The sequence below is a fragment of the Microbulbifer flavimaris genome, from assembly GCF_001641755.2.
In the GTDB taxonomy this organism is placed as follows: domain Bacteria; phylum Pseudomonadota; class Gammaproteobacteria; order Pseudomonadales; family Cellvibrionaceae; genus Microbulbifer; species Microbulbifer flavimaris.
In genome coordinates, this window is record NZ_LRFG02000003.1 from 352,903 (window position 1) to 378,969 (window position 26,067).

The 26,067-nt window shown below is 59.3% G+C and carries 19 protein-coding genes; 9 read left to right on the plus strand and 10 right to left on the minus strand.

What is annotated here, in order from left to right:
* Positions 1 to 53 precede the first annotated feature (53 nt).
* The 5 genes from AWR36_RS10695 to AWR36_RS10715 all read left to right on the plus strand — a co-directional run bounded on the left by AWR36_RS10695 (position 54) and on the right by AWR36_RS10715 (position 5,964).
* The gene (locus AWR36_RS10695; protein WP_067084608.1) at positions 54 to 1,319 is read left to right on the plus strand and encodes a polysaccharide pyruvyl transferase family protein; all 1,266 of its coding nucleotides are present in this window, start codon (positions 54 to 56) and stop codon (positions 1,317 to 1,319) included.
* A gap of 159 nt (positions 1,320 to 1,478) precedes the next feature.
* The gene (locus AWR36_RS10700; RefSeq protein ID WP_082679546.1) at positions 1,479 to 2,819 is read left to right on the plus strand and encodes a Coenzyme F420 hydrogenase/dehydrogenase, beta subunit C-terminal domain; all 1,341 of its coding nucleotides are present in this window, start codon (positions 1,479 to 1,481) and stop codon (positions 2,817 to 2,819) included.
* Complete coding sequence (locus tag AWR36_RS10705; RefSeq protein ID WP_067084610.1) at positions 2,812 to 4,167, plus strand: hypothetical protein; 1,356 nt, start codon at positions 2,812 to 2,814, stop codon at positions 4,165 to 4,167. Before AWR36_RS10700 ends, AWR36_RS10705 begins: the two co-directional genes overlap by 8 nt.
* Positions 4,167 to 5,120 carry a glycosyltransferase family 2 protein gene (locus tag AWR36_RS10710; protein ID WP_067084613.1) on the plus strand — a complete coding sequence of 318 codons (954 nt, stop codon included), beginning with the start codon at positions 4,167 to 4,169 and terminating at the stop codon, positions 5,118 to 5,120. Before AWR36_RS10705 ends, AWR36_RS10710 begins: the two co-directional genes overlap by 1 nt.
* A gap of 1 nt (position 5,121) precedes the next feature.
* Positions 5,122 to 5,964 (plus strand): glycosyltransferase, encoded by an 843-nt coding sequence (locus AWR36_RS10715; RefSeq protein WP_067084615.1) that lies wholly within the window; start codon positions 5,122 to 5,124, stop codon positions 5,962 to 5,964.
* A 230-nt stretch (positions 5,965 to 6,194) separates the two neighbouring features.
* Here AWR36_RS10715 and AWR36_RS10720 read toward each other — a convergent pair whose 3' ends face one another.
* The 3 genes from AWR36_RS10720 to AWR36_RS10730 all read right to left on the minus strand — a co-directional run bounded on the left by AWR36_RS10720 (position 6,195) and on the right by AWR36_RS10730 (position 14,428).
* Positions 6,195 to 12,359 (minus strand): non-ribosomal peptide synthetase, encoded by a 6,165-nt coding sequence (locus AWR36_RS10720; RefSeq protein WP_067084620.1) that lies wholly within the window; start codon positions 12,357 to 12,359, stop codon positions 6,195 to 6,197.
* A complete protein-coding gene (locus AWR36_RS10725) occupies positions 12,356 to 13,165 on the minus strand; it encodes a CheR family methyltransferase (protein WP_067084622.1) in 810 nt (269 codons plus the stop codon). The genes AWR36_RS10720 and AWR36_RS10725 overlap by 4 nt, the downstream gene beginning before the upstream one ends.
* 411 nt (positions 13,166 to 13,576) lie before the next feature.
* Complete coding sequence (locus tag AWR36_RS10730; protein WP_067084624.1) at positions 13,577 to 14,428, minus strand: DUF533 domain-containing protein; 852 nt, start codon at positions 14,426 to 14,428, stop codon at positions 13,577 to 13,579.
* Between the two features lie 199 nt (positions 14,429 to 14,627).
* Here AWR36_RS10730 and AWR36_RS10735 point away from each other — a divergent pair, with 199 nt between their 5' ends.
* Complete coding sequence (locus AWR36_RS10735) at positions 14,628 to 15,617, plus strand: calcium/sodium antiporter (protein WP_067084625.1); 990 nt, start codon at positions 14,628 to 14,630, stop codon at positions 15,615 to 15,617.
* Positions 15,618 to 15,636: 19 nt separating this feature from the next.
* Here the strand turns inward: AWR36_RS10735 and AWR36_RS10740 are convergent, their stop codons facing one another.
* From AWR36_RS10740 to AWR36_RS10770, 7 genes are all read right to left on the minus strand, one after another.
* Positions 15,637 to 15,957, minus strand: a complete 321-nt coding sequence (locus AWR36_RS10740; RefSeq protein ID WP_067084626.1) for a chaperone modulator CbpM — start codon at positions 15,955 to 15,957, stop codon at positions 15,637 to 15,639.
* Positions 15,958 to 15,959: 2 nt separating this feature from the next.
* Entirely contained in the window at positions 15,960 to 16,913 is a 954-nt protein-coding gene (locus AWR36_RS10745; protein ID WP_067084628.1) for a DnaJ C-terminal domain-containing protein, read from the minus strand.
* 100 nt (positions 16,914 to 17,013) lie between these two features.
* Positions 17,014 to 17,409: a DUF4019 domain-containing protein gene (locus tag AWR36_RS10750; RefSeq protein WP_067104676.1), complete on the minus strand. Its 396-nt coding sequence runs from the start codon at positions 17,407 to 17,409 to the stop codon at positions 17,014 to 17,016.
* A gap of 84 nt (positions 17,410 to 17,493) precedes the next feature.
* Positions 17,494 to 19,188, minus strand: a complete 1,695-nt coding sequence (locus AWR36_RS10755; RefSeq protein ID WP_082679564.1) for a flotillin family protein — start codon at positions 19,186 to 19,188, stop codon at positions 17,494 to 17,496.
* A 16-nt stretch (positions 19,189 to 19,204) separates the two neighbouring features.
* Positions 19,205 to 19,864, minus strand: coding sequence for a YqiJ family protein (locus AWR36_RS10760; protein WP_067084635.1), 660 nt, complete (start codon positions 19,862 to 19,864; stop codon positions 19,205 to 19,207).
* On the minus strand, positions 19,864 to 20,532 hold the full coding sequence (locus AWR36_RS10765) for a PspA/IM30 family protein (RefSeq protein WP_067084637.1): 669 nt from the start codon (positions 20,530 to 20,532) through the stop codon (positions 19,864 to 19,866). Before AWR36_RS10765 ends, AWR36_RS10760 begins: the two co-directional genes overlap by 1 nt.
* A 30-nt stretch (positions 20,533 to 20,562) precedes the next feature.
* Complete coding sequence (locus tag AWR36_RS10770; protein WP_067084640.1) at positions 20,563 to 21,024, minus strand: hypothetical protein; 462 nt, start codon at positions 21,022 to 21,024, stop codon at positions 20,563 to 20,565.
* A gap of 289 nt (positions 21,025 to 21,313) precedes the next feature.
* On the opposite strand from AWR36_RS10770, the gene AWR36_RS10775 reads away from it, so the two are divergent.
* From AWR36_RS10775 to AWR36_RS10785, 3 genes are all read left to right on the plus strand, one after another.
* The gene (locus tag AWR36_RS10775) at positions 21,314 to 22,696 is read left to right on the plus strand and encodes a nicotinate phosphoribosyltransferase (protein WP_067084642.1); all 1,383 of its coding nucleotides are present in this window, start codon (positions 21,314 to 21,316) and stop codon (positions 22,694 to 22,696) included.
* A gap of 316 nt (positions 22,697 to 23,012) precedes the next feature.
* Entirely contained in the window at positions 23,013 to 24,644 is a 1,632-nt protein-coding gene (locus AWR36_RS10780; protein WP_067084644.1) for a TldD/PmbA family protein, read from the plus strand.
* A 72-nt stretch (positions 24,645 to 24,716) separates the two neighbouring features.
* A complete protein-coding gene (locus AWR36_RS10785; protein ID WP_067084647.1) occupies positions 24,717 to 26,048 on the plus strand; it encodes a TldD/PmbA family protein in 1,332 nt (443 codons plus the stop codon).
* Positions 26,049 to 26,067: the final 19 nt, after the last annotated feature.

Here is a 26,067-nt window from a genome sequence, read left to right on the forward strand (position 1 = left end):
CGCGGCTTGCGAAAACAGTTTCCTGCAAATCCCTTCAAACGAGTTTTCATCACATGACCAGAATTTCTCTACTCGGGGCCGCTCCCGATACCGGCAACCTGGGCGTCAATGCACTGTCGCGCTCCACGATGCTGGGCATTGCCAAGCGCATTCCCGGGGCGGAAATCTGCGTTTTTGACAACGGCCGTGGCTTGCGGCAAGCAGCCTATCAGTCGGGCCGGGACACGGTGGCTTACCGGCTATGCGGGATGAGTAACAGCCGCCGGTTCTATCGGCCGGAGAGCCTGGCGCATATGCGACTCTCTACCCTGTTGCCGGGGCTTTCCAACCCCGGCATGGAGCTGTTGAGCTCCTCGAAAGCCGTGCTGGATATCAGCGGCGGGGACAGTTTTACTGATCTTTACGGTCCCAGACGCTTTTCCCTGATTACCCGCCCGAAACAGCTGGTCCTGGAAAAGAAACGGCGGCTGATTCTGCTACCGCAAACTTATGGACCATTTCAGTCCCCGGTACGCCGTAAAATCGCCGAGGATATTCTGCTTCGTAGCCACTGCGCCTGGGCACGGGACCAGGACAGTTTCGAACGGATGGCAGAGTTACTTGGCAATGACCTTGACCCTGCGCGGCACAAGTGCGGTGTCGATGTGGCCTTTCTGTTACCCACTACAAGACCAGCAGGACTGGATTCCCGACTGTTGAACTGGATGTCCGACTCGCCGGTTGATCTCGTTGGTCTCAATATCAGTGGTTTGATTTATAACAGCCCCCGCGAGGCCATCGCGCGCTATGGTTTGAAAGCAGATTATCGGACGGTAGTGCAGACTTTGTTAACGCGCTTTTTGCATGAGACCGATGCGGGAATTCTGCTAGTGCCGCATGTGCACGCCCCAATCGGGCACCCGGAGTCAGACCTGGACGCCTGTCGGGCCCTGGTGAAGACATTGGCGCCGGCTGACCGTGAGCGGGTTTACCTGCTGGAGGATCGGCTCGATGAATCCGGTATCAAGTGGGTCATTTCGCAGATGGACTGGTTCTGCGGCACCCGTATGCACGCCACAATCGCCGCACTTTCCAGTGGTATTCCCACCACGACGATTTCCTACAGCGACAAGGCCGTCGGGGTATTCGACAGCTGTGACCAGCGCGGTGAGGTTTTCGACCCGAGGCGCCTCGATACTAACGAGCTGAGCGAGCAGGTATTCGATGCTTTTCGACGTCGCGACAATGTGCGCCAGTCACTGAAGAAAAAACTGCCGGTCGTACTCAAGCAGGCACTGAAGCAGATGGATGAAATTGCAGAGTGTTGTGTGTCGGACTAGTTCAAACCATATCAGGGCTAGCGATCTATAAAAATTTTGGCGCCTGATCTCCTGCACCTTTCATGTTTTGACTCATTTTATTTTTCAGGCCCGCTAAAATTTTTTGCACCTTTTTTTATGCACTATCCAGTGGGTCTCAGCCGGAGTTGATCGCGGTCGATGCAAAAAATAAAGACCATTGAAGATGTGCGGCGCAGTCATCTCTGCACTGGCTGTGGCGCCTGCGCCTCACTTGAGCCCCAACGCTTTACGATGGTGGACGTGGCCGACGAAGGCCGGCGTCCTGCGTTAAAGAAAGATGCGGCGCCTGAGACCGGCCTCGGCATGGCAGCCTGCCCGGGAATCGGCCTGCAGCATGACTACGATGTATCCGACACAGAACTGCTGTCGGAACTGGGACCGGCCTGGGGACCAGTGTACCGGGTAATCGAGGGGCACGCCGGCGACCCTGCCATTCGCTTCGCCGGCTCCAGTGGTGGCGCGGCGACCGCGCTCGCGCTCTTTTGCCTCGAGCAGCGGGGCATGCGCGGTGTACTCCACACAGCTGCAGATCCCGAGCAACCCTATCTCAATCGCACCGTTTTCAGTCGTGACCGTTCCGGTCTGCTAGGGGCCACCGGCTCCCGCTATGCCCCATCAAGCCCCTGTGAGGGATTGGACCAGGTGGCCGCAGCCGATGGTCCCTGTGTCTTTATCGGCAAGCCCTGCGATGCGGCGGCACTGCAGCGGGCACAGCAACAATCATCAGCGCTGCGAGAGAACACAGGCCTGGCCATTGCCTTCTTCTGCGCCGGAGTTCCAAACACATCTGCCACACTGGAACTGGCGAAACACCAAGGTGCAAAGAGCCCTGACCATATCAAGTCGCTTCGTTATCGCGGTAACGGATGGCCGGGGAACTGGACTCTCGACTACCGCGATGAGGAAGACAAGGCTCAATCAAGCCGGATGAGCTACGCCGAATCCTGGGATTTCCTGCAGAAACACCGTCAGTGGCGCTGCTACGTATGTGCAGACCATACCGGTGAATTTGCCGATATCGCTGTAGGGGACCCCTGGCATCGCACAATTGGGCCAGGGGAAATGGGCAGTTCCCTGATCGTGGCACGGACCCGGCGCGGACTCGAGCTGCTTCAGGCGGCGCTCGATGCCGGTTACCTGGAAATGGTCAGTGACGACCCGAGCCTGCTTCCCCGCTCCCAGCCAAATCTGATCGCTGCCCGGGGCAACCTGTGGGCCCGCTTGAGTGTGATGCGGCTATTCGGGGCCTGTACACCCCATTATTCAGGGTTTGCCTTGCTGCCATTCTGGCTCCGGGAGCTGAGCCTTGTCGACAAAATGCATTCCCTGCTCAGCACTGTCCGGCGAATCTTTCGCAAGCGATTGTTGCGCCCGGTTGCGGTAGCTCAGCATCCACAACCCGCACAACAGGAAATTCCCAGACCGTTTCATTCGCGCGCTGCCAAGGCAGCGAGAGAAGAGGTTGATATTCATGTTTGAACGCCAGATGCCGGATCACTTTGGCGGCGCTCTCTGGGCCGACCAGACACTGGCCCACCCGCTCGGTATTGCCGCGCTCGTTGCTGCCCTTGTAGCGCTGTTTTTCCTGCCGCGCCGCTATGCCATGCTTCCGCTGATATTGATTGCCGTGGCTCTTCCCGGAGCACAGCGCATCGCTGTGTTGACCATGGATTTTACCTTCATTCGTATCGTCATCCTGGCCACCCTGGCGCTGGCAGCCTTCCGCGGACACGCGCGCGGGCTGCAACTGGGTATGCCGGACCTGCTGATCGGACTCTGGGTATTTTGGGGTGTGACAGCCGGGGGCATTCTCAGCGGCAGTTTCAGCGGTGTGCTCAGCGGCATCGGCGGTGCCATTGACACTCTCGGGGCCTATTTGATCGGGCGCATCTATATCCGGTCGCTGCCCGACCTGCGGCGCCTGCTGGTCTGGCTCGCGATCATTGCCATCCCGATGCTCGCTTTCTTCCTGGTGGAGCAGTTTACCGGGCGCAACCTGTTTGGCCTTTTCGGAGGCGTTCCCGAGGAGACCATGGTCCGCAATGGTCGAATGCGCGCTCAGGGTCCCTTCTCCCATCCACTGATGGCCGGTGTCTTCTGGGCGAGCCTGCTGCCCTGTCTTGGCGCGCTCTGGATGGCACGTGCAGGCAGCCGACCGGCCCTGGCCCTGTCCATGGTGTGTATGGGTCTGATTGTTGCCAACACGGCTTCCAGCACACCCATCATGGCGGTGCTGTTTGGAATTTTCGGTATGGGGCTGTTTCTGTTTCGCCGGTATCTGCGAATCCTGGTGACCGGTGTATTTCTCGCAATGGTGGGCCTGCACATGGTGATGGAGATGCCTATCTGGCACCTGATCGCCAGAATCGACCTCTCCAATGGATCCACTGGCTGGCATCGCTACAACCTGATCCAGCAATTCATCAATCACTTTGACGAGTGGTGGGCTGTCGGAACGGAGTTCACCGGCCACTGGGGCTGGGGCCTGCAGGACATCACCAATCAGTATGTACTGCAGGGAGTTGCCGGCGGCCTGCTGCAGCTGGTGCTGTTCGTGGCACTGTTGACGTCTGTCTTCCTGCGCCTGGGCCGCAAGCTGCGGGTGACCCGCAACCGGGCAGCTTACTGGTTGCTGTGGGGTGTAGGCGTCAGCCTATTCGTGCATTGCATGAGTTTCATTGCGGTTTCTTACTTTGGCCAGCTGGTCTGCCTGTTCTACGTGTTCCTGGGTAGCACTGTGGCAGTCTCCGAGCGTTCCCGTCGGCCAGCGCAACGACAGGCCCCGGCCATGCTTCACCAACCCTCACCATTGGGGAGCCCGGGTTGATGTCAACGGCTGAGGGTGAAGCACGGCCCGCCATCAACATCGTCATCGTCTGCTTCAACTGCGGACGCGACATCCTGGATCTGGTAAGTGATCTTCGCCACGGCGACTACCCGCTGGAAAAATTGTCACTGACGATCGTCGACAATGCCTCTGCCGACGATTCTGTAGAATTACTGCGTGGAATTGATGGCATCGAGCGGATACTGATCGAATCGGGACGCAACCTGGGGTTTGGTGCAGGCTGCAACCTGGCAGTGCGACATATCGCCGGCGACGGGCCCATCCTGTTCCTCAACCCGGATGTGCGCCTGCGCCGCGACAGCCTCACTGAACTGATTCGCGGATACCACGAGCACCCCCTGAGCGGGATCTGGGGTGGCCTTACCCTGGACGAAGACAACAGACCCGACGGCAAAAGTGCATGGCGAGAGCCTTCCCTGTCAGGTCTCGCGGCCTGGAGTTTTTTCTTTGATGCCGCGCTGCGTCCCTTCGGCTTTACCGGGGTCGAGGCTTATTCCCGCCGCGCGCTGCTGCAGGGGCCCCGGGTTGACGCTGTATCCGGCTGTTTTTTCCTGATCGACAGTGATCTGTTTCATCGCCTGGGAGGCTTCGATGAGCGCTTTTTCCTTTATTCAGAGGAAATCGACCTGTGCCGCCGGGCGAGGTTGCTGGGCGCACAACCCAGAATCATACCCGCAGCGCGCGTAATACATTCAGGCAGTGTGACCCTCACTAGCGAAGCCAAGTTGCGACATCTTTACTACTCAAAGTTGCTTTACTTTCGCAAGCACTGGTCGCCACTGCCGTTCCGCATCGCGCGGATATTGCTGAATGCGGGCACCCTGCTACGCTTGTCTGCCCTTTCATTGCTGGCGCCGCTGCGGCGCGACTTCAATCACCGGCGCAAAGCCTGGTGGAACTTCTTCAAGCAACAGCTCAGCTGGAAATTCTGATATGTCGGAAACCCTGCCCGCGGTGATCATCCCGGCCCACAACGAGGAGTTATCCATCGCAACACTGCTGCGCGCCCTGATGCCGGGGGTTCATAAACAGCGTTACACCATCACTGTGGCCTGTAACGGCTGCTCTGACCGCACAGCCGAGATCGTGCGATACCACTTTCCCCAGGTGTGCTGCATTGAGCTGGAGCAGGCTTCCAAAGTTGCCGCACTCAACGCGGCAGAAAATGCCGAGCTCGGCTTCCCCAGGATCTATATTGATGCCGATGTGGTTATCAGCAGCAGTGCAGTGGAGGCGCTGATAGATGCTTGCCAGAATTCCAGTAATCCTACGGTAGTAGCGCCACGGGCAGTGCCCAAAAACGAGGGTTGTGAATGGATAGTGCGGACGTATTACCAGGCCTGGCAAAAAACCGTTTTCTTCCGGCTGCATGGCTTTGGGTCCGGGGTCTATGCCCTGAACCGCGCTGCCCGTGAAAAATTTGAGCGCTTCCCCAACCTGATCTCCGACGATGGCTTCGTGCGCCAGATACTGAATTACGACAATATCCGCGTTGTGGAGTCAGCCAAGAGCCTGGTCAAGTCACCGCGGGATCTGGCCGGCCTGATTCGTATCAAGACACGCAGCAAGCTGGGCAGCCTGGAGATCCGGGATAGCGAGAACAAGATCGGTAACGGTCCACAGTTCAAACAGCGTTTCCTGCAACGGCCAACCATCACGGAGCGACTGGTTTACGGTGGTATCAATCTGCTGGCATTGTTGAATGCGCACCGCTTGATCAGGAAGCAGGGCCGCGCCCACTGGCTGCGGGATGAGACTTCCCGACACTCCGCATAACCTTTTTCAGGCAAAAACCACGGTCCCCGTGTCCGGTTACATAGCGGCCGGGCGCGGCCGGGCTGGTAGCTGCCGCATTTTTCTATCTGGTCAATCTGATAAGCCCAACGCCTGTCCCACCAGGGCAGCGGTGGCGAGAAAGCTGTTCCGCTTTCCCATCAGCAAGCATCAGGGCAAGAGTTGAGTCCCCCAAGCGCCAACTCCTGCAGAGTGGCGCCGGGGTCGTGTGCTCAATGAACCCGTTCGCCTTCCAGTGGCCGAGTGAACTCGCCCCGTGCATGGAAGAGGTTGCGGTCAGACATCTCCCACCACTTTAGTGATTCCAGCTTGGCAATGGTCTCCCGCGAGAACCGGTAACGGACCACCTGTGCCGGGTAGCCGGCAACGATTGCATATGGCGGAACATCCTCCACCACGACAGCACCGGCGGCAATCACTGCACCGTTACCGATTTTGCGTGTTGGGTACAGTATTTTTGCCCCATCACCAATCCAGACATCATTGCCCACCTCGATATTGACCCGGTCCAGTTCATAACCGGTACTGAAACCGAGCCCCTTGAAATAAAAGAGGCCATGGGTCGAGAGCGTATTGCGAGGGTGATCCGCGTTCTGGAACCGCACCGTCCGATAGATGGTGCAGTACTTGCCGATTTTGGTGCCGCTCTTCAGTCGGACCGGATCGAATGGAAGACTGGAGAAGTCTGCAACATCGATATCGTAGTATTTGCGGTAGAGCTCGCGCATGGTGACACTGAATGTGGAGCCCCCTTCCAGTTTCAGAATCAGCTGCTGCAACAGTTGCCTGAAGAGCCCCCGACGAATGGCAAATAGCGGTGCAAGCCATTTCTTCGCGAAGGCCGATTCACGCATTTTCATGCCATGAGGGAAATCGGGTAGATCCAGCGCTTCCTTCTTATCCCGCACGGCTTCGAGTATGGCATCTACTTGCTTACTGGTTTTCTCATCCAGCGAGGCCTGCTCAATCACCTCCTGTTCCGACCGGCCCTCACGGAAGGCCACAATGGCCCCGCTCAGCTGGCGAATACTGGCGAAGTCGAATAGCAGTGTCGGTGGCAGGCTCAAACCATAATGCTGGTTCAGCCGGGCGATCGCGTGGATTGCTGCCAGGGAGTGGCCGCCCAGGTCGAAGAAGCTGGCATCGTCCGAGTCCACAGGGGACTTCAGCACCTCCTGGAATACCTTGCGGACCACATCCTCGACGGCACTATTGGACGGGGCTGTGGGGGAAGCAGCCAACTCAGATGTCGGTTCAGAGTCCCTGCTGGAAATAGGATCGGCGACAGCTCGACGCCGTGCAGGCTCCTGCCCGGTATGTATTTCAGGAGAGGCCGACACGGGTTCCTGACTCACCGTCCTGTCACTCTTCGCAGGATCCACCGGCTGGACAACCGGCGCTTGCGCGGAGTCCTCTTCAACGTGAAGATTGTTCGGGACGCGCTCGTTCGGGACGAGTTCGTCCGGGACGCGTTCATCCGTAATGGCCTGCCCCGGGATGTGACCGCCAGAGACGGGATTGTCTGGCTCGCCATCCTGCAGAGTGGGCTCTTCCTCAGCGGGACCCGCCTTCACCGGCTCGGGTTCAATATGCGCAACGGGAGCGGTTTCAAACTCGGGCGGAGGCTCACTGGCCGGTTCCTCGGTTGCCACTGGCGGTGGAAATGCCTTGCGGTCCACCTTGCCGTTGGCGGTCATCGGGAAGTTTTCCAGTACCAGGAAATGTGCCGGCACCATGTAGTCTGGTAGCGTCTTTCTCAGCCTCGCCCGCAATGCGGGGACATCGACTGCCGCGTCGTCGCTGGCAATCAGGTACGCGGCCAGGTACTGGCTGCCAAAATCATCGTCGTGGGCGAGCACCACGGCACGGCTGATCTCCTCACCGACCAGGGCTTTCTCAATCTCGCCCAGTTCAACGCGGAAGCCACGGATCTTCACCTGGTGATCGATCCGGCCCAGGAACTCCAGTCGTCCATCGTTTCGTTGAACCACCAGATCACCTGTGCGATAGAGCCGCTGATCCGGATCCAGGTCACTGCGATAAAATTTCTCCTGCGTCAGCGCCTCCCGGTTGCGGTAACCCCGTGCCAGCCCGGCACCACCGATGCAGAGCTCGCCGGGCACGCCTGCAGGCTGGGGCGCACCGGCCCCATTGGTGACATATAGACGTGTGTTGGCGATGGGGGCACCCACAAAGCGCGCATCGGCGGGATTCCGAATCCGTCCCGCCGCCGACCAGATTGTGGTCTCGGTGGGGCCGTAGAGATTCCAGACCTCGAGGCCATTCTCCAGCAGCCGCGCAGCCAGGTCCTCACCCATGGCCTCGCCGCCACAGAATACCCGCACCCCGGGCTCTCCTCGCCAGCCGAAGTCCAGCAGCATGCGCCAGGTTGCCGGAGTCGCCTGCATTACGCTGACCTTGTGCCGCTCGATCGCAGCGCAGATCTCCTTCGGATCCAGGCAGCCGCGACGATCCTGGATGACAACGCCCCCACCGGTGACCAGCGGCAGGAACAGCTCCAGCATAGCGATATCGAAACACAGCGTGGTCACTGCCAAAAGTCGGTCATCGGCAGAGAAACCCGGTTCCCGCTGCATGGCGCAGAGGAAATTGACCAGGCTGCGGTGGCTAATCTCCACTCCTTTCGGGCGGCCGGTGGAGCCTGAGGTGTAGATGACGTAGGCGAGGTCTTCACCACCGGACAGGGGCTGCAGGTTTCGGCATCTATCGCGCGGAAGACTCTCGTCAGTGGCCGGTGGCAGAAGCACCTCACCGGGGAATTCCGTGAAACGGTCTCTCAGGTCAGCCACGGTGATCAGGAAGCCCGCACTGGCATCCTCCAGCATGTAATTGATGCGCTCCGCGGGAAAGTGAGGATCCAGCGGCACGAAGGCACCGCCGGCTTTCCACACCGCCAGCAGTGCGGTGACCATCGCAACCTCGCGGTCAATGCACACTGCCACCAGCTCGCCGGGCTGTAACCCCCGGTCAATGAGATCGCGAGCCAGTGCATTCGCCTGCTGATTCAATTCGCCGTACGTCAGTTGCTCTGCGCCCGCGCAGACGGCGATCTTCTCTGCCCCCAAGGCGGCCATACGCTCAAACAACTGCGCGGTGGTCGCCTGGCGCGGCAGAGTGCGGCTGGTGCGCTGCACCTGCTCACGCATGCCGGCCCGCTCACTGATCCCGATCAGATCCAGCTGAGCCACGGGCCGTTCCGGCGTGCTGACAGCGCCCTCCAGCAGGCGGGTAAAATGCTGGGACATCCGCTCGATGGTGTCGCGCTCAAATCGCGCCCGCCGGTACTCGATGGTGCAGGAAACTTCGTCCGTCTGTTCCAGCACTGAAAGCGTCAGGTCGAATTTCGATCCACCGCTGTGCAAATCCAGTGGCTTGACCTTGAGTCCCGGTATCTGCCACTGATCGCCATCCATTCGACGGTGGATAAACAGGTGCTGGAACAGCGGCGCCGTGCCACCACTCCGATCCGGGTTCAGGTCCGCCACCACCCGCTCGAAGGGCACCTGATCATTGGAAAAAGCATCGATGGTGGTGGCACGTACCTGCGCCAGCAACTCGCGGAACCCGGGTGCGTTGGAAAAGTCAGCGCGCAGCACCAGGGTGTTGATGAACAGACCGATCATGTCCTCGGTCTGGGTCAGCGGGCGCCGTCCCGTGGGTGTGCCCACAAGAATATCGTCCTGACCGGAATAGCGGTGCAATAGCAGTTGCCAGGTCGCCAGCAGCACCATGAAGCTCGTTACAGATTCCTGACGCGCCAGGTTTTTGGTCGCCGCCCAAAGAGCGACTGGTAACTTGAAGCGTACGATACCGCCAGAGAAATCCGGCCTGTCTCCCGGCGGGTGATCCGCTGGCAGGTCCAGTGTTTCCGGTGCACCGGAGAGCTGATCGCGCCAGAATGCCAGTTGCCGCGCGTGGACCGGGCCATCGGCGTGACGACGCTCCCAGTCAGCGTAATCCGTAAACTGATACTCGAGTGGCGACAACGTGCATACCCGCCCGCTACGGAGCGCATCATAGGCCCGGGAGAGTTCCCGAAAGAAGATCGCCGAGGACCAGATGTTGTCGTAAATAATATGATTGAACACCAGTGCCAGTACTGCAGCGCGCTCCCCCACGCGTATCAGGGTGCTGCGGAATAACGGACCCGTCGACAGGTCGTGGCGCTCCTCGAGGAGGCTGCGACAGATCTGCATGGCTCGTTTGGCACGCTCCGCCCTCGGCATTGCGCGCAGGTCGATCACTTTCAGGGTGAATGGCGATGCCGGCAGCACCTCCTGGCTAGGGCCCTCACTATCACTGGGGAAGCGGGTGCGCAGAATGCCGTGCCGCTCGATGATTTTGCCCAGAGCCCCCTCCAGGGCAGGCAGATCCAGCTCCCCTTCCAGATAGACACTGTTGGAAATGTTGTAGGCCGCACCGCCGCCATACAGCTGATCCGCTAACCACATACGCGTCTGCGCCGACGACAACGGCAAGCGCGCTGCTTCCGGGGCGTGGCACAGCCCCCGATCCGCGTCATCACTATCCAGCAGGGGCGCCGCATCGATTGCCTCTGCCAGTGCTTTCAGGTCCCGCGCCTCGAATATCGCCCGCACCGACAGGTCCACGGCAAAATGTTCGCGGATTCGCGCCAACAATTGCATCGCGCGCAGAGAGTGTCCCCCGAGGTCGAAGAAATTCTGGTTGGTTCCGATATCTTCGCGGTCCAGTAGCTCGCGGCAGAATCCCAGCAGATCGGACTCTGTCGGGCCCTCCGGCGGCACACGGGTCTCCTCCGTCAGGATATTCGACTCATCAGCTGCCGGCAGTGCGTTGCGATCTACCTTGTTGTTCGGTGTCTTCGGCAGCTGATCCAGGCACACCACGACCGTCGGAATCATGTAATAGGTGAGTCGATCGGCAAGGTAGTTGCGGAGTGCCTGCACGGTAATATGCTCACCACCATCGGGTACCACATAGGCAAATAGCTGTGTCTCACCGCCGACATCCCGGGCCACCACCACCGCCTCGGCAATTGCCGGATGATCAATCAGGTGGGCCTCCACCTCACTGACTTCAACGCGGAACCCTCGAATTTTCACCTGGAAGTCCTTGCGGCCGCGGTGCCGAAGGAGTCCGTCCTCCTCCATCTGGCCCAGGTCCCCGGTGCGGTAAATGCGAATTTCCGCATCTTCCGGATCCGTAGAAAAGGCTTTCTCCGTGGCCTCGGGGTTTTTCCAGTAACCCAGGGCTATATAGCGGCTGCGTACGGCAATCTCACCTACGTCACCGGTAGGCACCTCGTTGCCCTCTTCATCCAGCAACAGGACGTCCATGCCCTCCACCGGATAACCGATGGGCACGACATCTTCCTCCAGCTCCGTTGCCTCGTCGATGGGGTAATAGCGCATGGTGCCGGTTTCAGTGGCACCGAGCCCGGTGTAAAAGGCGACCTTGCGTGAGAAGACTTTTCGCGCCAGCTCCACATCACTGGTCAGCACACGTTCGCCACCAAAGATCACCAGTCGGATATCAAAGACATCTTCCGGGCCACGGTAAGAGCGGGCAAACTCCCGGAATACCGATGCCACCGAGTGATAGATCGTGATGCGGCGTGAGCGCAACCAGTTGGCCAGCTTCTCCACACCATCGGTGCGAAAATCATAGGGAAACAGGGCGGCACCGTTCAGCAGGGCGCCAAAAATGCAGTAAACAGAAGCAATAACGCTGCACGAGTAGAACAGCGTCATGCGATCCTGCGGAATCACCTTCTGCAAGTTGGTGCGTCGCATACAGCCATGAAGGACGTTACGCTGGTTCTGCACCACACCTTTGGGTGTACCGGTGGAGCCTGAGGTATAGATAATGTATGCGAGCGCGTCCGGTGATATGTCGAGATCCAGGTTCTCGCCGCTGCTGCTTTCAGGGATGGCATCCAGATCGAGAATCCGCGCCTCATCTCCCGCCATGCCGGCTGCTTCGGTACGACTCAAGCTATTGGTGATCAGTAGTGCAGCGCCGGATTCCCGATAGATGAGCCGATTCCTCTCTTCGGGAAATGCCGGATCGATCGGCACGTAGGTGTGACCGCATTTCAGTACCGCAAGAATCGCCGCAATATTCTGGATACCCTTCTCCATGAATACCGCAATTCGCACCGGGTCCCTGGCCGGCGTCACCGCCAGGATATTCCTGGCCATTCGATTGGCGAGCTGGTTCAGGGCACCATAAGTGATCGATGAATTGGCATCGGTGATAGCCAGGCGCCCACTATGCAGCAGGGCAATTTTTTCGAAGCGCTCTGCAATCGATTGCTCTGTTTCCTCTAGTGTGAAACGGGAAAAATTCGCAGAGAGTTGCTCGACGATATTCATACTCGTGCCTTGTTATAAATCGTGCAGTGTTCCCGGATCCACTCCCTCGAGCGGCGATTGAAAGGCTTCCTTCCCCAATAGGCGGCCGCCCAGCTGTTGCCGCGGTCTACCCGGGCATCGTTGTGAATCTCCTCGATCAGGTATTCCAGTGGATCGAGGTAGAACTTCTTGGTGAGCTTCACCCGCATATCCACATCCATACCATTGATGAATAGTGCGGAACCCGGGCGAAGTGTGAGATTCAAATTGGCGAAAGCGCGCCGGGCACTGGCCGGAGGGAGATGGAAAAGAACGTTCTGGGCAAAGACCAGGTCGACCTTGCCCAGACCCTCGATAAAGACCCGATCGAGCATGTCGCCCACAGAGAAAGTGATATGCGACATCAGATCAGGCCTGACGCGATAACCCTCCTCAGTTGTTTCGAAGGTTTCGGCGACAAATTCGTCGGTGACAAAGGGCCCCTGGAAAACCTCTTCTTCCGAGTAGAGGGGACTCTGTGCCCTTTCAATCACCTCCGGGACGATATCGTAGGCACGAATGTGAAAATCCAGATCCGGAAACTGTTTTTTCAGTACCGAGGCCAGGGAGATTGGTTCGGCACCACTGCAACAGCCGAAGACCAGGATCTGCAGGGGTCCATCACGCTGCGCCCGTATTCGCGGCACAATCCGCTCAATCAGGGCCCGATACTGGTTGGGGAATCGGTAGAATTGGGTGTAAACGCGGTTTTTACGCGGCGCCGTTTTGACTACCAGCCAATGTTTTATATGACGCAGTAAGGTCTTAATGCGCGATGGCTCTTCCATGAAACTTCCACGAGGCAATTAAAAGAGAAATATCCGTCTTATTTGGACTGGGTAGATATGGGCGGTAAGTGACTTACCCGATCTCCCGCTCTAAAAACCGCCTGCAACCGTATCGACCCGCCCCGGGGCATTGCACTCCGGGAATCGGGCTCGGCCCGGTGCCGCAAGTCTCACGTCTACCGCAGCGCAAAAAATTATAGGCGCTGCCGGCGTTTCTTCCGGTTTGTTGAATGAATTGCCGGACAATTATTCAGAAAATTTCCGGGCAGGCAGGAAATGGCTCAGCGCGACCCGAAGGCTGCTTTTGTTGGATGCCACTCCGCGTCCAGGCACTGGTTTCTTTACCAGAGCTGCCGCGGAGTGGCAGTGACCTTCAGGTCGCACCCCGAGTGAAAGGATGTGCAGGAGGTCCTAGCGGGGAACCTGCTGCTCGATAATCTGCGCCGCTCGCTCCGAAATCCCCAGCTCTTCCGCCAGGCTGTCCATGTACTGCTTTTCCCGCGGGTTATCCTCATTGATGGTCATGGCAGAGACGAGATAGAGATTGAATGCGGTGGCGGGATCATTCACCTGGCTGACGATGGACTCCATGTCTATCGGCTGCACCAGTAGTTGGCGAAATTCATCCAGCTCCGAAGGATCGAGCTGCTCCTGCAGTGCGCCGACGATGTTCTGCTGTTCCTGGGGATCGATACGCCCGTCCGCCTGCGCGGCGGCAACCATGGCGCGCAACATCAGGTCTGCCTGCTCGTCCGCGCGATCACCCTCATCGACAAACTGAAAGAGGCCCGCACCCCATTGGCCCGAGGAGTCGGGCGCTTTCGCACCGCCGCCGGGCTGGGCAAACTTGCCCTTGTTGCGGGCAAAGATCTGGCCGAGGATATCGCCCAAGGCACCTCCGGGTTGACCACCGGATTGCGCACCGCCCGGCTTCTGTCCTCCGGACTGCTGTTGCATCTGTTGGAAAACCTGCCGCGCGATCTCGGCAAAGACTCCAATACCACCGGCTGCGGCGGCGCCGGGCCCCGCTGCGGTACCACCGGCACCGCCGGGGGTAGCTGTGGCACCGCCCTGACCCAGCTTGCCGAAAATATCGTCGAGGCTGGCACTATCCGACTGAACTCCGCGCTGGTTGGGCGGCGGTACGCGGGAAAAGTCCGGCGGCGGCATATCCAACTTCGGATTTTCCTGCTGGCGCCGCTTTTTGTTGAGCAATGACATGCCGGCGCCGATCAAGGCCCCGAGTAATAGTTTCTTGTTCATGAGTACTCCCTGCTGAGCGCAATTGACTCATAAAACTGTAGAACAACGACCGCACATTCCGCGCTTTGTATCGGACCCTTGCCGGCATGGCTTTCCCATCGGCAGACAATCGGTACAATCCCTCCCCCAAGCCGTACCGGCTGGCGAGCTAGACTTCGCTTGCACGGCGCGCCCACGCTCAACCAACCAAGGAAACTCCATGCTGTTATCCCTCGCCGCCATCATTGCCGGTTTCGCCCTGCTGGTCTGGAGCGCCGATCGTTTCGTGGAGGGCGCAGCCGCGACTGCAAACCACGCGGGTATGCCGCCGCTGTTGATCGGCATGGTGATCGTGGGCTTTGGTACCTCGGCGCCGGAAATGGTGGTCTCCGCCATGGCGGCGCTGGACGGCAGCCCCGGGCTTGCCATCGGTAACGCCTACGGCTCCAATATCGCCAATACCGGGCTGATACTGGGCCTGACGGCAATATTCGTGCCCCTGGCGGTGCACTCCAAGATCGTGCGCAAGGAGCTGCCATTGCTGCTGGCGATCAGCTGCCTGACCGGAGCGTTCCTGTGGAATCGCGAGCTGGCTCGCTGGGAATCCCTGGTCCTGCTGGGTGGATTCTTCGGCCTCATCATCTGGACCATCATTTCGGCCCTGCGCGGCAAGGGCGACATCGTGGAATCAGAGATAGAGAGCGAACTTGCGGAACACGCCATGCCCCTGGGACGGGCGCTATTCTGGCTGGTGGCCGGCCTTCTCCTGCTGCTGGTCAGTTCGCGAATGCTGGTCTGGGGAGCCGTCAATGTGGCCGAGGCGCTGGGTGTGAGCGACCTGATCATCGGCCTCACCATCGTCGCCCTGGGGACTTCGCTGCCAGAGCTGGCGGCCACGATCATTGCAGCGAGGAAGGGGGAGCACGACATCGCCATCGGCAACGTCGTCGGCTCCAATATGTTCAACCTGCTGGCAGTGGTCGGAATCGCCGGCGCCATCGCACCCATGTCCGATGTGCCGGCAGAGGTCATTACCCGCGACTGGCCCATGGTCGTGGGCCTGACCGTGGCCCTGTTTATCTTCGCCTATGGCTTTCGCGGCCGGCAGGGCCGAATCAATCGCTTTGAGGGCGCCGGTTTGCTGCTTGCCTACATTATCTACAACGCCTTCCTGATCCACGAGATCACCAGCGCCGCGACTGCGGGCTGAATGCGCGCCGGGCGGGGGCTCAACGTTCCCGCTCGAGTCGCTTCAGCCTTGCACGCAGGCGTTCGATTTCCTCGAGCAATTCGACGGCGAGCGCAGCGCCGGCCATATTGACACCCAGGTCCCGCTTGAGACTGCGCACGCGCTGTACCCGCCGAATACTCACGGCGCTGAAGCGCCACTGCGTGGGTTTCCCGGAGGCGGGCTCGATGACCCCCTCCTCCACCAGGGCCATGACCTCTTCTGCCGGCAACTCACAGGCTCGGCAAAGTTCACTCAGGGTGAGCAGGCACTGCTCGTCCAGCAACGTTCCGCTCAGGGCTGTCACTTTTTTCTGAACCATTGTCAGCCTCCCATATCGCTGCGGGGATTGAACTCGAAGGCGTCGCTGAACGCCTGATATGCGGCCTTCTCTGCCTCGCTATGAGCCGGAGGGGCGACGACCTTGAGGACCACAAACAGGTCGCCGGGCTCCCTGGCAGGTATACCGCGCCCGCGCAGCCGCAGCTTGCCACCACTCTTGCTATTGGCCGGGATGGTCATATTCACCGAGCCTTCGGGGGTCGGTACTTGCACTTTCGCGCCCAATGCGGCCTCCCAGGGAGATACCGGCAGGTTGAGATAGACAGTCTTACCGTCCACTTCATACAGGGAGTGTGGGTTAAACGAAATCTCCAGAAAGAGGTCGCCCGGTTTGCCCTCACCGATACCCGGCTGTCCCTGGCCGGCCAACCGGATCTGCTGCCCTTCGGTAACCCCTCGGGGAATTTTGACGTTCAGCTTGCGCTCCCGCAGTCGCGGGCGGCCGTCGTCACCGAACTCCGAGTGTTTCAGCGTAATCTGGCGCGTGCCCCCGCGGTAGCTGTCCTCCAGGTCGATGGCGATTTTGGCGTGAGTATTTTCCCCCTGAGCATGAAACTGCTGCCGTTGTCCGGCGCCGAATCCGTGGGAGAACCCGGCACGACCGAATAGGCTCTCGAAAAAGTCGCTGAATGCCTCCGGGTCGGCCTCCGTGTAGCCGCCACCATGGAATTCAAAACCCTGATCCCAACCCGGGGGTGGCCGGAAATCCTCTCCGGCGTGGTAACCGGAGCCGACCTGGTCGTAGGCGGCGCGCTTCTCCGGATCTTTCAGCACCTCATAGGCTTCACTCACCTCCTTGAAGCGATCCTCCGCGCCTTCTTCCTTGCTCACATCCGGATGATACTTGCGCGCCAGCTTGCGATAGGCGCGCTTGATCTCATCCTGTTTGGCATCCCGCTCCAGGCCGAGGATCTGGTAATAGTCTTTGTATTCCATGGAGAACCCGCCCCGTGATTAGCCACTGGCGCCAGCAGTAAAGTGCGCTGACTTGCGCCCCTCCTTCGCCCCGACAGCCACTGGTGCGGGCCGATTCCAACTACTTGATAAAATAGCCCACGGCACGCCACTCACCGCCGACTCTCGCGAACGTGATCGTCTCCGTTGCCCGAGCTTTGTGCTCGAAGCTGCTGGCCATGGTCACCACTACGTACTCACCATCTGGGGCACCGGGAAGAGTGTTGTGTTCACTGCGGGACTCCACATCCCGGGAGATAACGGAGCCAAGGGGCTGGCGGACACTTTTCAGAGCCGCCCGCCAACCCTCGCTCGAGATCTGTTGCTGGAACATCGGTGCGGATTGCTCCCAGCTCTGGGCATAAGCGCCGCTGTCGACCAGCTGCAACCAAGCCGTGACCGATGCGAGTGCCCGATCATCGTCAGCCAGTGATAATCCCGGCAGCAACAGCAGAATGGTTAATATCAGTTTCTTCATGGTTCGCTCCAACATGATTTCGTTCATATAGGCAATAGGTATGCGCATTATGCGTAGAGTCAGTCTGTAGTCAGCGTGAGGGGGTCAGGTCTCTGTTTCCGCTACCTTGCCTAGCTCGCCTACACCCGCTTCCTTCAGCAGGGAGTCCACCAGAGGGGCCATGGCGCGGTGCTTCAGGGCACTGCCCACCAACGCCTCCGGCAGGCTCTGGCTCTTGCCCTCGCCGTCTCCATCGACAATGCCTCCGCCGACAGAGCTACCGACACCATTGAGGCCTTCCACGGAGATGATCTTCATACCGTCGATGCTCTCCATCGGCTTGACGCTCTCGCGAATGATGTTGGGCAGGTTCTCATGCAGGCTCAGGACTTTCTTCAGCGCGACCTGGGCTTCATTGAGGCTGTTGAAGGCCTCGTTCATCAGCCGCTGGCCTTCCGCATCCACGGCGTATTTCTCGCGATCCGCCTCGACCTTGATGCGGATGGCCTCGGCCTCTGCAGAGGCCTGCAGTCGCAGCGCTTCGGCGCGGTCGTCGGCGGCGGCTTTTTCCGCCTCGGCGGCCACGGTGATCGCTGTGGCCTGCCGCTCTGCTTCTTTCTGTGCCTCGATGATTTCAATGTGCTTGTCACGCTCGGCGACTTCCACATCTTTAGCCGTGCGCACCTGCTCCTCGGCTTTTACGGCCTCAGCCAGTGCGACGTTCGCCTGCTGGTCGGCAACGGACTGCTCCTTGGATTTCTCCGCAACGGCAATGGCGCGCTCCTGCTCGGCAATCTCGAGAGATTTCTGCTTGGAAATGCGCTGTTCTTCGAGCACCCTCTCTCTCTCGATTTCCTGCTCCTGCAGGCGCTTTTCTTTCTCGATCTCCAGCAGCCGCGTAGCCTGCTCGGCGGCGATGCGTGACTGATCCACCTCGCGCTCGGCCTCAATGGCAGCCTGGCGCGCAGCGCGATCCTGTGCCGCATGTTCCTTGGCGATATCGGATTTCTGAGCTGCCTCGCGGTTCTCTACCTCGCGCTGCTGCTCCAGATGCGCATATCGTTTTTCCCGCTCGATCTCGAGTTTCTGGCGCTCGGCTTCGAGATTTTTCTTCTCGATCTGCACCATGGTTTCCTGCTCGACATCGTTGACCTCTTTCCGGCGTGCCTCGATGGAGCGGGTCATACTGGCCAGGCCTTCCGCATCAAATACGTTGTCCTGGTTAAAGAATTCCTTGTGGGTCTGGTCAAGGCCTGTCAGTGAAACGGACTCCAGCTCCAGGCCGTTTTTCAACAGATCCTCGGAAACCACCTGCTGCACTTTCTGTACGAACTGACTCCGCTGTTCGTGCAGTTCCGCCATCTCCATCTCGGCGGCAACGGAACGCAAGGCATCGACAAACTTGCCTTCGATCATTTCCTTGAGCGCTTCGGGATCAAGGGTGCGTATACCCAGGGTCTGCGCCGCGTTGGCGATGGCATCGGTATCCGGTTTCACCCGCAAATAAAATTCAGCCAGCACGTCCACCCGCATACGATCCTTGGTGATCAGTGCCTGATGCTCTTTGCGGGAGACTGCCAGGCGCAGGGTATTCATGTTGACCGGAATGATTTCATGCAGGACAGGAAGTACCAGGGCGCCGCCATTCATAATCACCTTCTGCCCGCCCATACCAGTGCGGACGAAGGACCGCTCCTTGGACGCGCGGGTATACAGGCGGGCAAAGATGGTACCGATCACTAGCAGGCCGACAAAGACGGCCCCGGCCATTATCAAAATACTGGATAGATTCTGAATCACTGAATTAATCTCCATTTTAGTTATTCTCAACCAGGTGCTTACTGCTGGGGCGGATCACCCGGAAACGGGCCCCCTGGTCCTCCACCAACAGCACGGAATCGCCCTGGCTGAACGTTTCCGTACCTTCCGGTTCCACCATGACATAGTGGGTGGTACCGAATTCATCGCTGAAGCGCGCTTCTGCCGGTGATCCGGCGGCGGCCTCTCCAAGGGTCACCACCGCGACCCTGCCAACAAACGTTTTCCGGCCCACGGATTCGGTTTCGTCACCGACGGCAAAGCGACGCAGCAGGTTGCCCACTCCTCGTACTTGCGGCAGGGCTAATAGAAATACCGGAATCGCCAGCAGCCACCCGGGCAAAAGAACACCCACCAGTCCCGCAACAAACATCTGCAGGACCAGGCCCGTCACGCCAAAGCTGACCAGAAAGGCCACGAGCAGAATCAGTGCCGGCACCTCACCAAATCGCAGCCAGCCCAACAGTCTGGTGAGCCCCCCACTGGGACCCGCATCGGGCATATCTGCATCGATATGGATATCCGGCAGCAGGTTATCGAGCAGGTCCGAGATTCCGAGACCAATCAATGTCATGACGCCCTCCATGAGGGCAATCATGAACATCAGCACCAGTGCACCGGTAAAGAGAACGTTTTCGTCCTGAAGCAGGAAGGCCATTATGCTTCGGTCCTGGATTTGATCTTGGCCAGCCGCTCCTTGATCCGATTGTTACGCGACAATTCCTCCAGCTCTGCCAGCTTGGTCGCGTCCGCACTGGATTCCGCCGTGGGGACCCCGGCGCCCTCCATGATGCGGTTAAAGGCACCGGTGGCCTGCTCGACCTTGTCGGCGGTTGCGCGACTGCTGCCACCCTGGCCACCGGTAGCACCGTTTGCCTCGTGCTCTGTTGCGCGGACGAATTCCCGGAGCTGTTCGCGCATCTCGCGCTTTTTGCCCTGCAATGCACTGATGTAGGCATTCAGCTCCTTGATCTCGCCATCGGTATCGGCGATCGCTTTCTCCAGCACCGGGATTTGGGCTTCGATGTCCATCTGTTTGGCGATGGCGGCTTCCGCCAGATCATCACGGCCCTGATCCACCGCAACCTCAATCTGCTCTGCCAGACTGGCGTGACGGGTATTCTCGTCGTTCAGCGTGCGGCTGCTCAGGTATTTTGCAGCCTCGGCCTTGCCGAGCTGGTCCCGCACTTCAGCAATTGCATCATCAATTTCCCGGATGGCCTGCTCCATCACCAGCTGTGGTGTCGCATTTTCAACGGAATCCACCAAAGCATTGGCTGAAGCGGAGATGATACGGGAGATTCTTTTCACGAGTCCTTCTTTCATGTTGTTTTTCCTTTTACTTTTTCTTTGGTTTTAGCGGGATGATTTATCAAGAGGTTGCAGATATTCACGGAGGGTTTGCCCGATATCCGGGCTGGGCCTGTCGGTACCTGCTGCCAGCGAGAGCAGCCGGAGCTTGTTTAGGAAGGCGTCAATCGCCGGCAGTGCGCGCTTTTCCAGTGCCGGCACCATATCCTGCTGATTTGCACAGGACTGGATGGCCGCAGCCCCCTCGGAGACAAGGTCCATGACGGCTTCCACCAGCAGGCTTCTCTCTGTGCCCTCCGCATATCGCGCGCGCACTGGCAGCATGGCCTCTGTGGAGGTCAGGTAGGCAAGAGCGAAACTCCCGGCACCGGCAGATTCCCTGGCCATCGCAATGAGTTCACGGACTTTCTCGCTCTGGGTGACCGCACCGTTGCGATCGATGGACATCAGGTAGGCGTAGTCCTCGGGAGAGAGGCGGGCGGATATGGACTGGGACTTATTGAGCATGGCAGTGACCAGTAGTTTTTTTGCCTGGTACCGCCGGCAGTATTGAAGAGTTCAGGGCTGGCAATCGCGCAAGCCGTGTATACAAAAGTACACATCCAAAGTGTGCCGGTCAATTACATGTCATTACAGCAGGCTCTCTGGCGTTTATTTCCTCGCACCACCCTATGTCCCCGGTACGGTCGTGCCGATGCGAATCATTTCGCGCCCAGCTTTGACGCCGCGCCCACCCCCCAGCGCTTCTGTGCTTTGCTGGGAGGAAGGGACGGCCCCCAAGGATGATCGGATTCCCATGACCGCGCACAACCTGATTCTCAATGTCGACAGCTACAAGGCGAGTCACTTCCTGCAGTATCCGCCCGGCGCGGAATATATCAGCAGCTATATCGAGTGCCGCGGTGGCGATTTCGCCGAGCCGCTATTTTTCGGGCTACAGGCGTTCATCAAGGAGTACCTGCTGACGCCTGTTCATGCCGGGGATATCGACGAGGCGGAGACGGTTCTCACCGCCCACGGGCTGCCGTTTCACCGTCAGGGCTGGGAGCACATCCTGCACCGGCACGATGGCTTGCTGCCGCTGGAAATCAGCGCCGTCCCCGAGGGCACGCCGGTACCCCTGCACAATGTCATGCTGCAGGTGGTCAATACCGACCCGAGCTGCTTCTGGCTGACCAGCTATATCGAGACCGCATTAGTTCGCGCCATCTGGTATCCGGTGACCGTGGCCACCCAGAGCCGGGCCATCAAAGCCATCATTGGGCGCTATCTGGAGGAGACTGCCGGCAGCCGTGCAGGGCTCGATTTCAAGCTGCATGACTTCGGTGCCCGCGGCGCCAGCAGTCTGGAATCCGCCATGCTCGGGGGCATGTCGCACCTGGTGAACTTCCAGGGCACCGATACCGTCTCCGCACTGGTGGCAGCGCGCCGGTTTTACGGTGCCGATATGCCGGCCTTTTCCATTCCCGCCGCGGAGCACAGCACCATGACTGCCTGGGGCAAGGACCGGGAGGAGCAGGCCTATGCCAATATGTTGCAACGGTTCGCCGGACCCGGCCGGGTCGTCGCGGTAGTGAGCGACAGCTACGATCTCTGGCACGCGATCGAAAATATCTGGGGCGGCAGCCTGAAACAAAAAGTCATCCACAGCGGCGGCACCCTGGTGGTGCGGCCGGATTCCGGTGACCCGGCCTCGATCGTGACCGAGAGCCTCGAGCGACTGATGCGTATTTTCGGTACCCGGGAAAATGCCAAAGGCTTCCGGGTACTGCCGGACTTCATCCGCCTGATTCAGGGTGACGGCGTCTCCCGGTTTTCCATCCCCCAGATACTGGAGGCGATGAAAGAACAGCGGATGAGCGCAGAGAATATAACCTTTGGTATGGGCGGGGAGCTGTTGCAGAAGCTCGACCGGGATACGCTCAATTTCGCCATGAAGGCCAGTGCCATCTGTATTGACGGCAAGTGGCACGACGTATGGAAAGACCCGGTGACCGGGCCGGAGAAGAAATCCAAGCGCGGACGCCTGGCGCTGATCAGGGGCGACTCCGGCAAGCTGGAAACGATCCGCCTGGAAGCACTGAACCAGCGCAGGAACCTGCTGCAGCCGGTATACCGGGACGGGCGCCTGTTGCAGGAAACGAGCTTCGAGGAGGTGCGTCAACGAGCGAGCCTCTGAGCAACAGACGACGCGATCCCGACCAGCCCTTACGGCCATCACCCACCCTCCTCCGGCTCCCCACGATCGACTGCGACGCCCTCAACTCAACTGATACTCGCTTCACCTTAACGACGACCGCTTTACAGGCTGCTCCCGTCAGGTGGAACCTGACATTTGGCCACAAATTTGCATCGATCGTGGATGCGCTGACCGGCCTCCACCATTGTGGTAGGTTGGGCATACCGGTCAGCTGGGACACTGGCCCGGTGACCAGAGAACAATAACCAATACTCCCGGCAGCACTGACCTGCGGTGAACCGGGCTGGGGAGGACCATGCAGAGACGAGAATTCCTGAGGCTGGCCGGTGTGGGTGCCGGCGGTATCCTGTTGCCGGTGTACGGCACCCGGGTAACCGCGGCGGAACTCACCGAAAACGGCATGGATGTGCGGCGCAAGAAGGCGCTGGCAGATGTTGTGCTGAATGCTGCGCGCAAAGCCGGTGCCAGCTATACCGATGTGCGCATCGGCCGCTACCTGAACCAGTTTGTCATCACCCGCGAGACCCGCGTCGAGAATATCGTCAATACCGAGTCTTTCGGGGCCGGCATCCGCGTGCTGGCCAATGGGACCTGGGGCTTCGCCGCCACCAATGACCTGACCGACGATGGCATCGCCCAGGCGGCCCGCCGCGCGGTCGCCATTGCCAGGGCCAATTCCAAGTACCAGGTTGAGCCAGTACAGCTGGCGCCGGTCAAAGGTGTGGGCGAGGTGGCCTGGCAGACACCCATCCAGAAAAACGCCTTCGAAGTGCCCATCGGTGAGAAGGTGGACTACCTGATGGAGGTCAACAACAGCGCGCTCAAGGCCGGCGCCAGCTTTATCAACTCCTCCCTTTACCTGGTCAACGAACAGAAGTATTTCGCCTCCAGCGACGGCTCCTATATCGATCAGGACGTACATCGCCTGTGGGCGCCGATGACGGTCACTGCAGTGGACAAGGAAACCGGCCTGTTCAAGACCCGCGATGGCCTGAGCACCCCGGTGGGAATGGGTTACGAATACCTGGACGGTCGCGAGGAAGACAAGATCCAGGGGCAGACGACCCTGTACAAGAACTCCTATGACATGGCCGAGGATGCGATCCTCGCCGCCGATCAGGCCAGGGCCAAGCTCTCCGCAAAATCCATTGACCCGGGCAAATACGACCTGGTACTGGAACCCCTGCACCTGCGGCTGACCATCCATGAGTCCGTGGGTCACCCGCTGGAACTGGATCGGGTGCTGGGTTACGAGGCGAACTTTGCCGGGACTTCATTCGCCACCCTGGACAAGTGGCGCAGTGGCAAATTCCAGTACGGCAGCGACAAGGTGAACCTGTTTGCCGACCGGACCCAGCCCGGCTCCCTGGGCGCGGTCGGCTATGACGATGAGGGTGTCAAAGCGAAACGGTGGGACCTGGTGAAGGACGGCATCCTGGTGAATTACCAGGCTACGCGGGACCAGGTGCATATGATCGACCAGGACGAATCCCACGGTTGTTCCTATGCCGACAGCTGGGACAGCGTGCAATTCCAACGCATGCCCAACGTGTCCCTGGCACCGGGCGAGGAAAAGTATTCCGTTGACGACATGATCCGCGACGTCGAAAAGGGCATTTACATCCTTGGTCGCGGCTCCTACTCCATTGACCAGCAGCGCTACAACTTCCAGTTCGGCGGCCAGCTGTTTTATGAAATCAAGAATGGCGAGATCGTCGGCCAGGTGGAGGATGTCGCCTACCAGTCGAACACCCAGGAGTTCTGGAACTCCTGTTCGGCCATTTGCGATGAGAGTGATTACCGCCTGGGCGGCACTTTCTTCGACGGCAAGGGCCAGCCAAGTCAGGTGAGCGCCGTCTCCCACGGCTGCGCCACCACCCGCTTTGACCAGATCAATGTGATCAATACCAAGCGTAATATTTCGTAAGACACTGCTCGGGTCACTCCCCCAGGCTGATAGGGCGGGCCCGTAAAAGAATAAGTAACCGGAGAAAAAATAATGGCAATCCTGACCAGAAGTGAAGCAAAGCGCATTCTCGACAAGGTACTCAAATACAGTCGCGCCGATGGTGCCAGCGCCCAGTTGACTGGCGCTGAGACCGGCAATATCCGCTACGCCCGCAACAGCGTTTCCACTAGCGGCATTGTGGATAATATCGAGCTGGCCGTTGAGGCCCGCTTTGGCAAGAAATCCGGTGTCGCCACCATCAATGAATTCAGCGATGCCGCGCTGGAAAAAGTGATGCGCCGCGCTGAGGAGCTGGCGAAGCTCTCCCCGGAAAATCCGGAAGCCATGCCATTGCTAGGCCCGCAGAAATACGTGGACGTGAATGCCTTTGCCAAGGGTACTGCCAACATTACACCGGAGCAGCGCGCCAAGGCGGCGGCCGACTCCATCATGGCGGCCAAGAAGAAAAAGGTGGTTGCCGCCGGCTACCTGGAGGACGACCGCTCTTTTGCCGCTGTCGCCAACACCGAGGGACTGTTCGGCTACCACGTTGCCACTTCAGCCAACTTCACCGTCACCATGCGCACCGAGAATGGTCTCGGTTCCGGCTGGGCCGAGAGTGACGTGACCGACTTTGCCGATATGAGCACCGCGCTCACTTCCGGTATCGCCATCGACAAAGCCGTGCAATCCCAGGAGGCCCGCGCGCTGGAACCCGGCAAGTACACGGTGATCCTGGAACCCAACGCGGTTTCCGGTCTGCTGGGTTACATGATGTACAGCTACAACGCCCGCAGCGCCGATGAGGGCCGCAGCTTTATGAGCAAGAAAGGCGGCGGCAACCGCCTGGGCGAAAAGATGTTCGACAAGCGCGTACACATCTACTCGGATCCCGCCGACCCGAATGTACCGGCCACCCCCTGGTCCGGAGAGGACAATATGGCCCTGCAGCGCATCGACTGGGTCAGGGATGGTGTCGCCGCCAATATGCCGCGCAGCCGCTACTGGGCGGAGAAAAATGAGGAAGAGGCAATTCCCACTCCCGGCAACCTGATCATGGTAGGTGGTGACAAGTCCACCGAGGAAATGATCAAAAATACCCGTCGCGGCATCCTGGTGACCCGCACCTGGTATATCCGCATGGTGGATCCACAGTCCCTGCTGCTGACCGGCCTGACTCGTGACGGCACTTTCTATATCGAGAACGGCAAGATCAAGTATCCGGTCAAGAATTTCCGCTTCAATGAGAGCCCGGTGATCATGCTCAACAACATCGAGGAAATGGGCCAGGCCAAGCGCGTGGGCATGTGGGGCTTTTCCGCCATGGTGCCGGCACTGAAAGTGCGCGATTTCACCTTCAGCAGCCTTTCCGACGCCGTTTAAGTGCGCCAGCCAACACGAG

What these genes read in the sequence shown, in the direction of transcription:
- AWR36_RS10695 (WP_067084608.1), top strand. Translation starts at nt 54, where the DNA reads ATGACCAGAATTTCTCTACTCGGGGCCGCTCCCGATACCGGCAACCTG.
- AWR36_RS10700 (WP_082679546.1), top strand. Translation starts at nt 1,479, where the DNA reads ATGCAAAAAATAAAGACCATTGAAGATGTGCGGCGCAGTCATCTCTGC.
- AWR36_RS10705 (WP_067084610.1), top strand. Translation starts at nt 2,812, where the DNA reads ATGTTTGAACGCCAGATGCCGGATCACTTTGGCGGCGCTCTCTGGGCC.
- AWR36_RS10710 (WP_067084613.1), top strand. Translation starts at nt 4,167, where the DNA reads ATGTCAACGGCTGAGGGTGAAGCACGGCCCGCCATCAACATCGTCATC.
- AWR36_RS10715 (WP_067084615.1), top strand. Translation starts at nt 5,122, where the DNA reads ATGTCGGAAACCCTGCCCGCGGTGATCATCCCGGCCCACAACGAGGAG.
- AWR36_RS10720 (WP_067084620.1), bottom strand. Translation starts at nt 12,359, where the DNA reads ATGAATATCGTCGAGCAACTCTCTGCGAATTTTTCCCGTTTCACACTA.
- AWR36_RS10725 (WP_067084622.1), bottom strand. Translation starts at nt 13,165, where the DNA reads ATGGAAGAGCCATCGCGCATTAAGACCTTACTGCGTCATATAAAACAT.
- AWR36_RS10730 (WP_067084624.1), bottom strand. Translation starts at nt 14,428, where the DNA reads ATGAACAAGAAACTATTACTCGGGGCCTTGATCGGCGCCGGCATGTCA.
- AWR36_RS10735 (WP_067084625.1), top strand. Translation starts at nt 14,628, where the DNA reads ATGCTGTTATCCCTCGCCGCCATCATTGCCGGTTTCGCCCTGCTGGTC.
- AWR36_RS10740 (WP_067084626.1), bottom strand. Translation starts at nt 15,957, where the DNA reads ATGGTTCAGAAAAAAGTGACAGCCCTGAGCGGAACGTTGCTGGACGAG.
- AWR36_RS10745 (WP_067084628.1), bottom strand. Translation starts at nt 16,913, where the DNA reads ATGGAATACAAAGACTATTACCAGATCCTCGGCCTGGAGCGGGATGCC.
- AWR36_RS10750 (WP_067104676.1), bottom strand. Translation starts at nt 17,409, where the DNA reads ATGAAGAAACTGATATTAACCATTCTGCTGTTGCTGCCGGGATTATCA.
- AWR36_RS10760 (WP_067084635.1), bottom strand. Translation starts at nt 19,864, where the DNA reads ATGGCCTTCCTGCTTCAGGACGAAAACGTTCTCTTTACCGGTGCACTG.
- AWR36_RS10765 (WP_067084637.1), bottom strand. Translation starts at nt 20,532, where the DNA reads ATGAAAGAAGGACTCGTGAAAAGAATCTCCCGTATCATCTCCGCTTCA.
- AWR36_RS10770 (WP_067084640.1), bottom strand. Translation starts at nt 21,024, where the DNA reads ATGCTCAATAAGTCCCAGTCCATATCCGCCCGCCTCTCTCCCGAGGAC.
- AWR36_RS10775 (WP_067084642.1), top strand. Translation starts at nt 21,314, where the DNA reads ATGACCGCGCACAACCTGATTCTCAATGTCGACAGCTACAAGGCGAGT.
- AWR36_RS10780 (WP_067084644.1), top strand. Translation starts at nt 23,013, where the DNA reads ATGCAGAGACGAGAATTCCTGAGGCTGGCCGGTGTGGGTGCCGGCGGT.
- AWR36_RS10785 (WP_067084647.1), top strand. Translation starts at nt 24,717, where the DNA reads ATGGCAATCCTGACCAGAAGTGAAGCAAAGCGCATTCTCGACAAGGTA.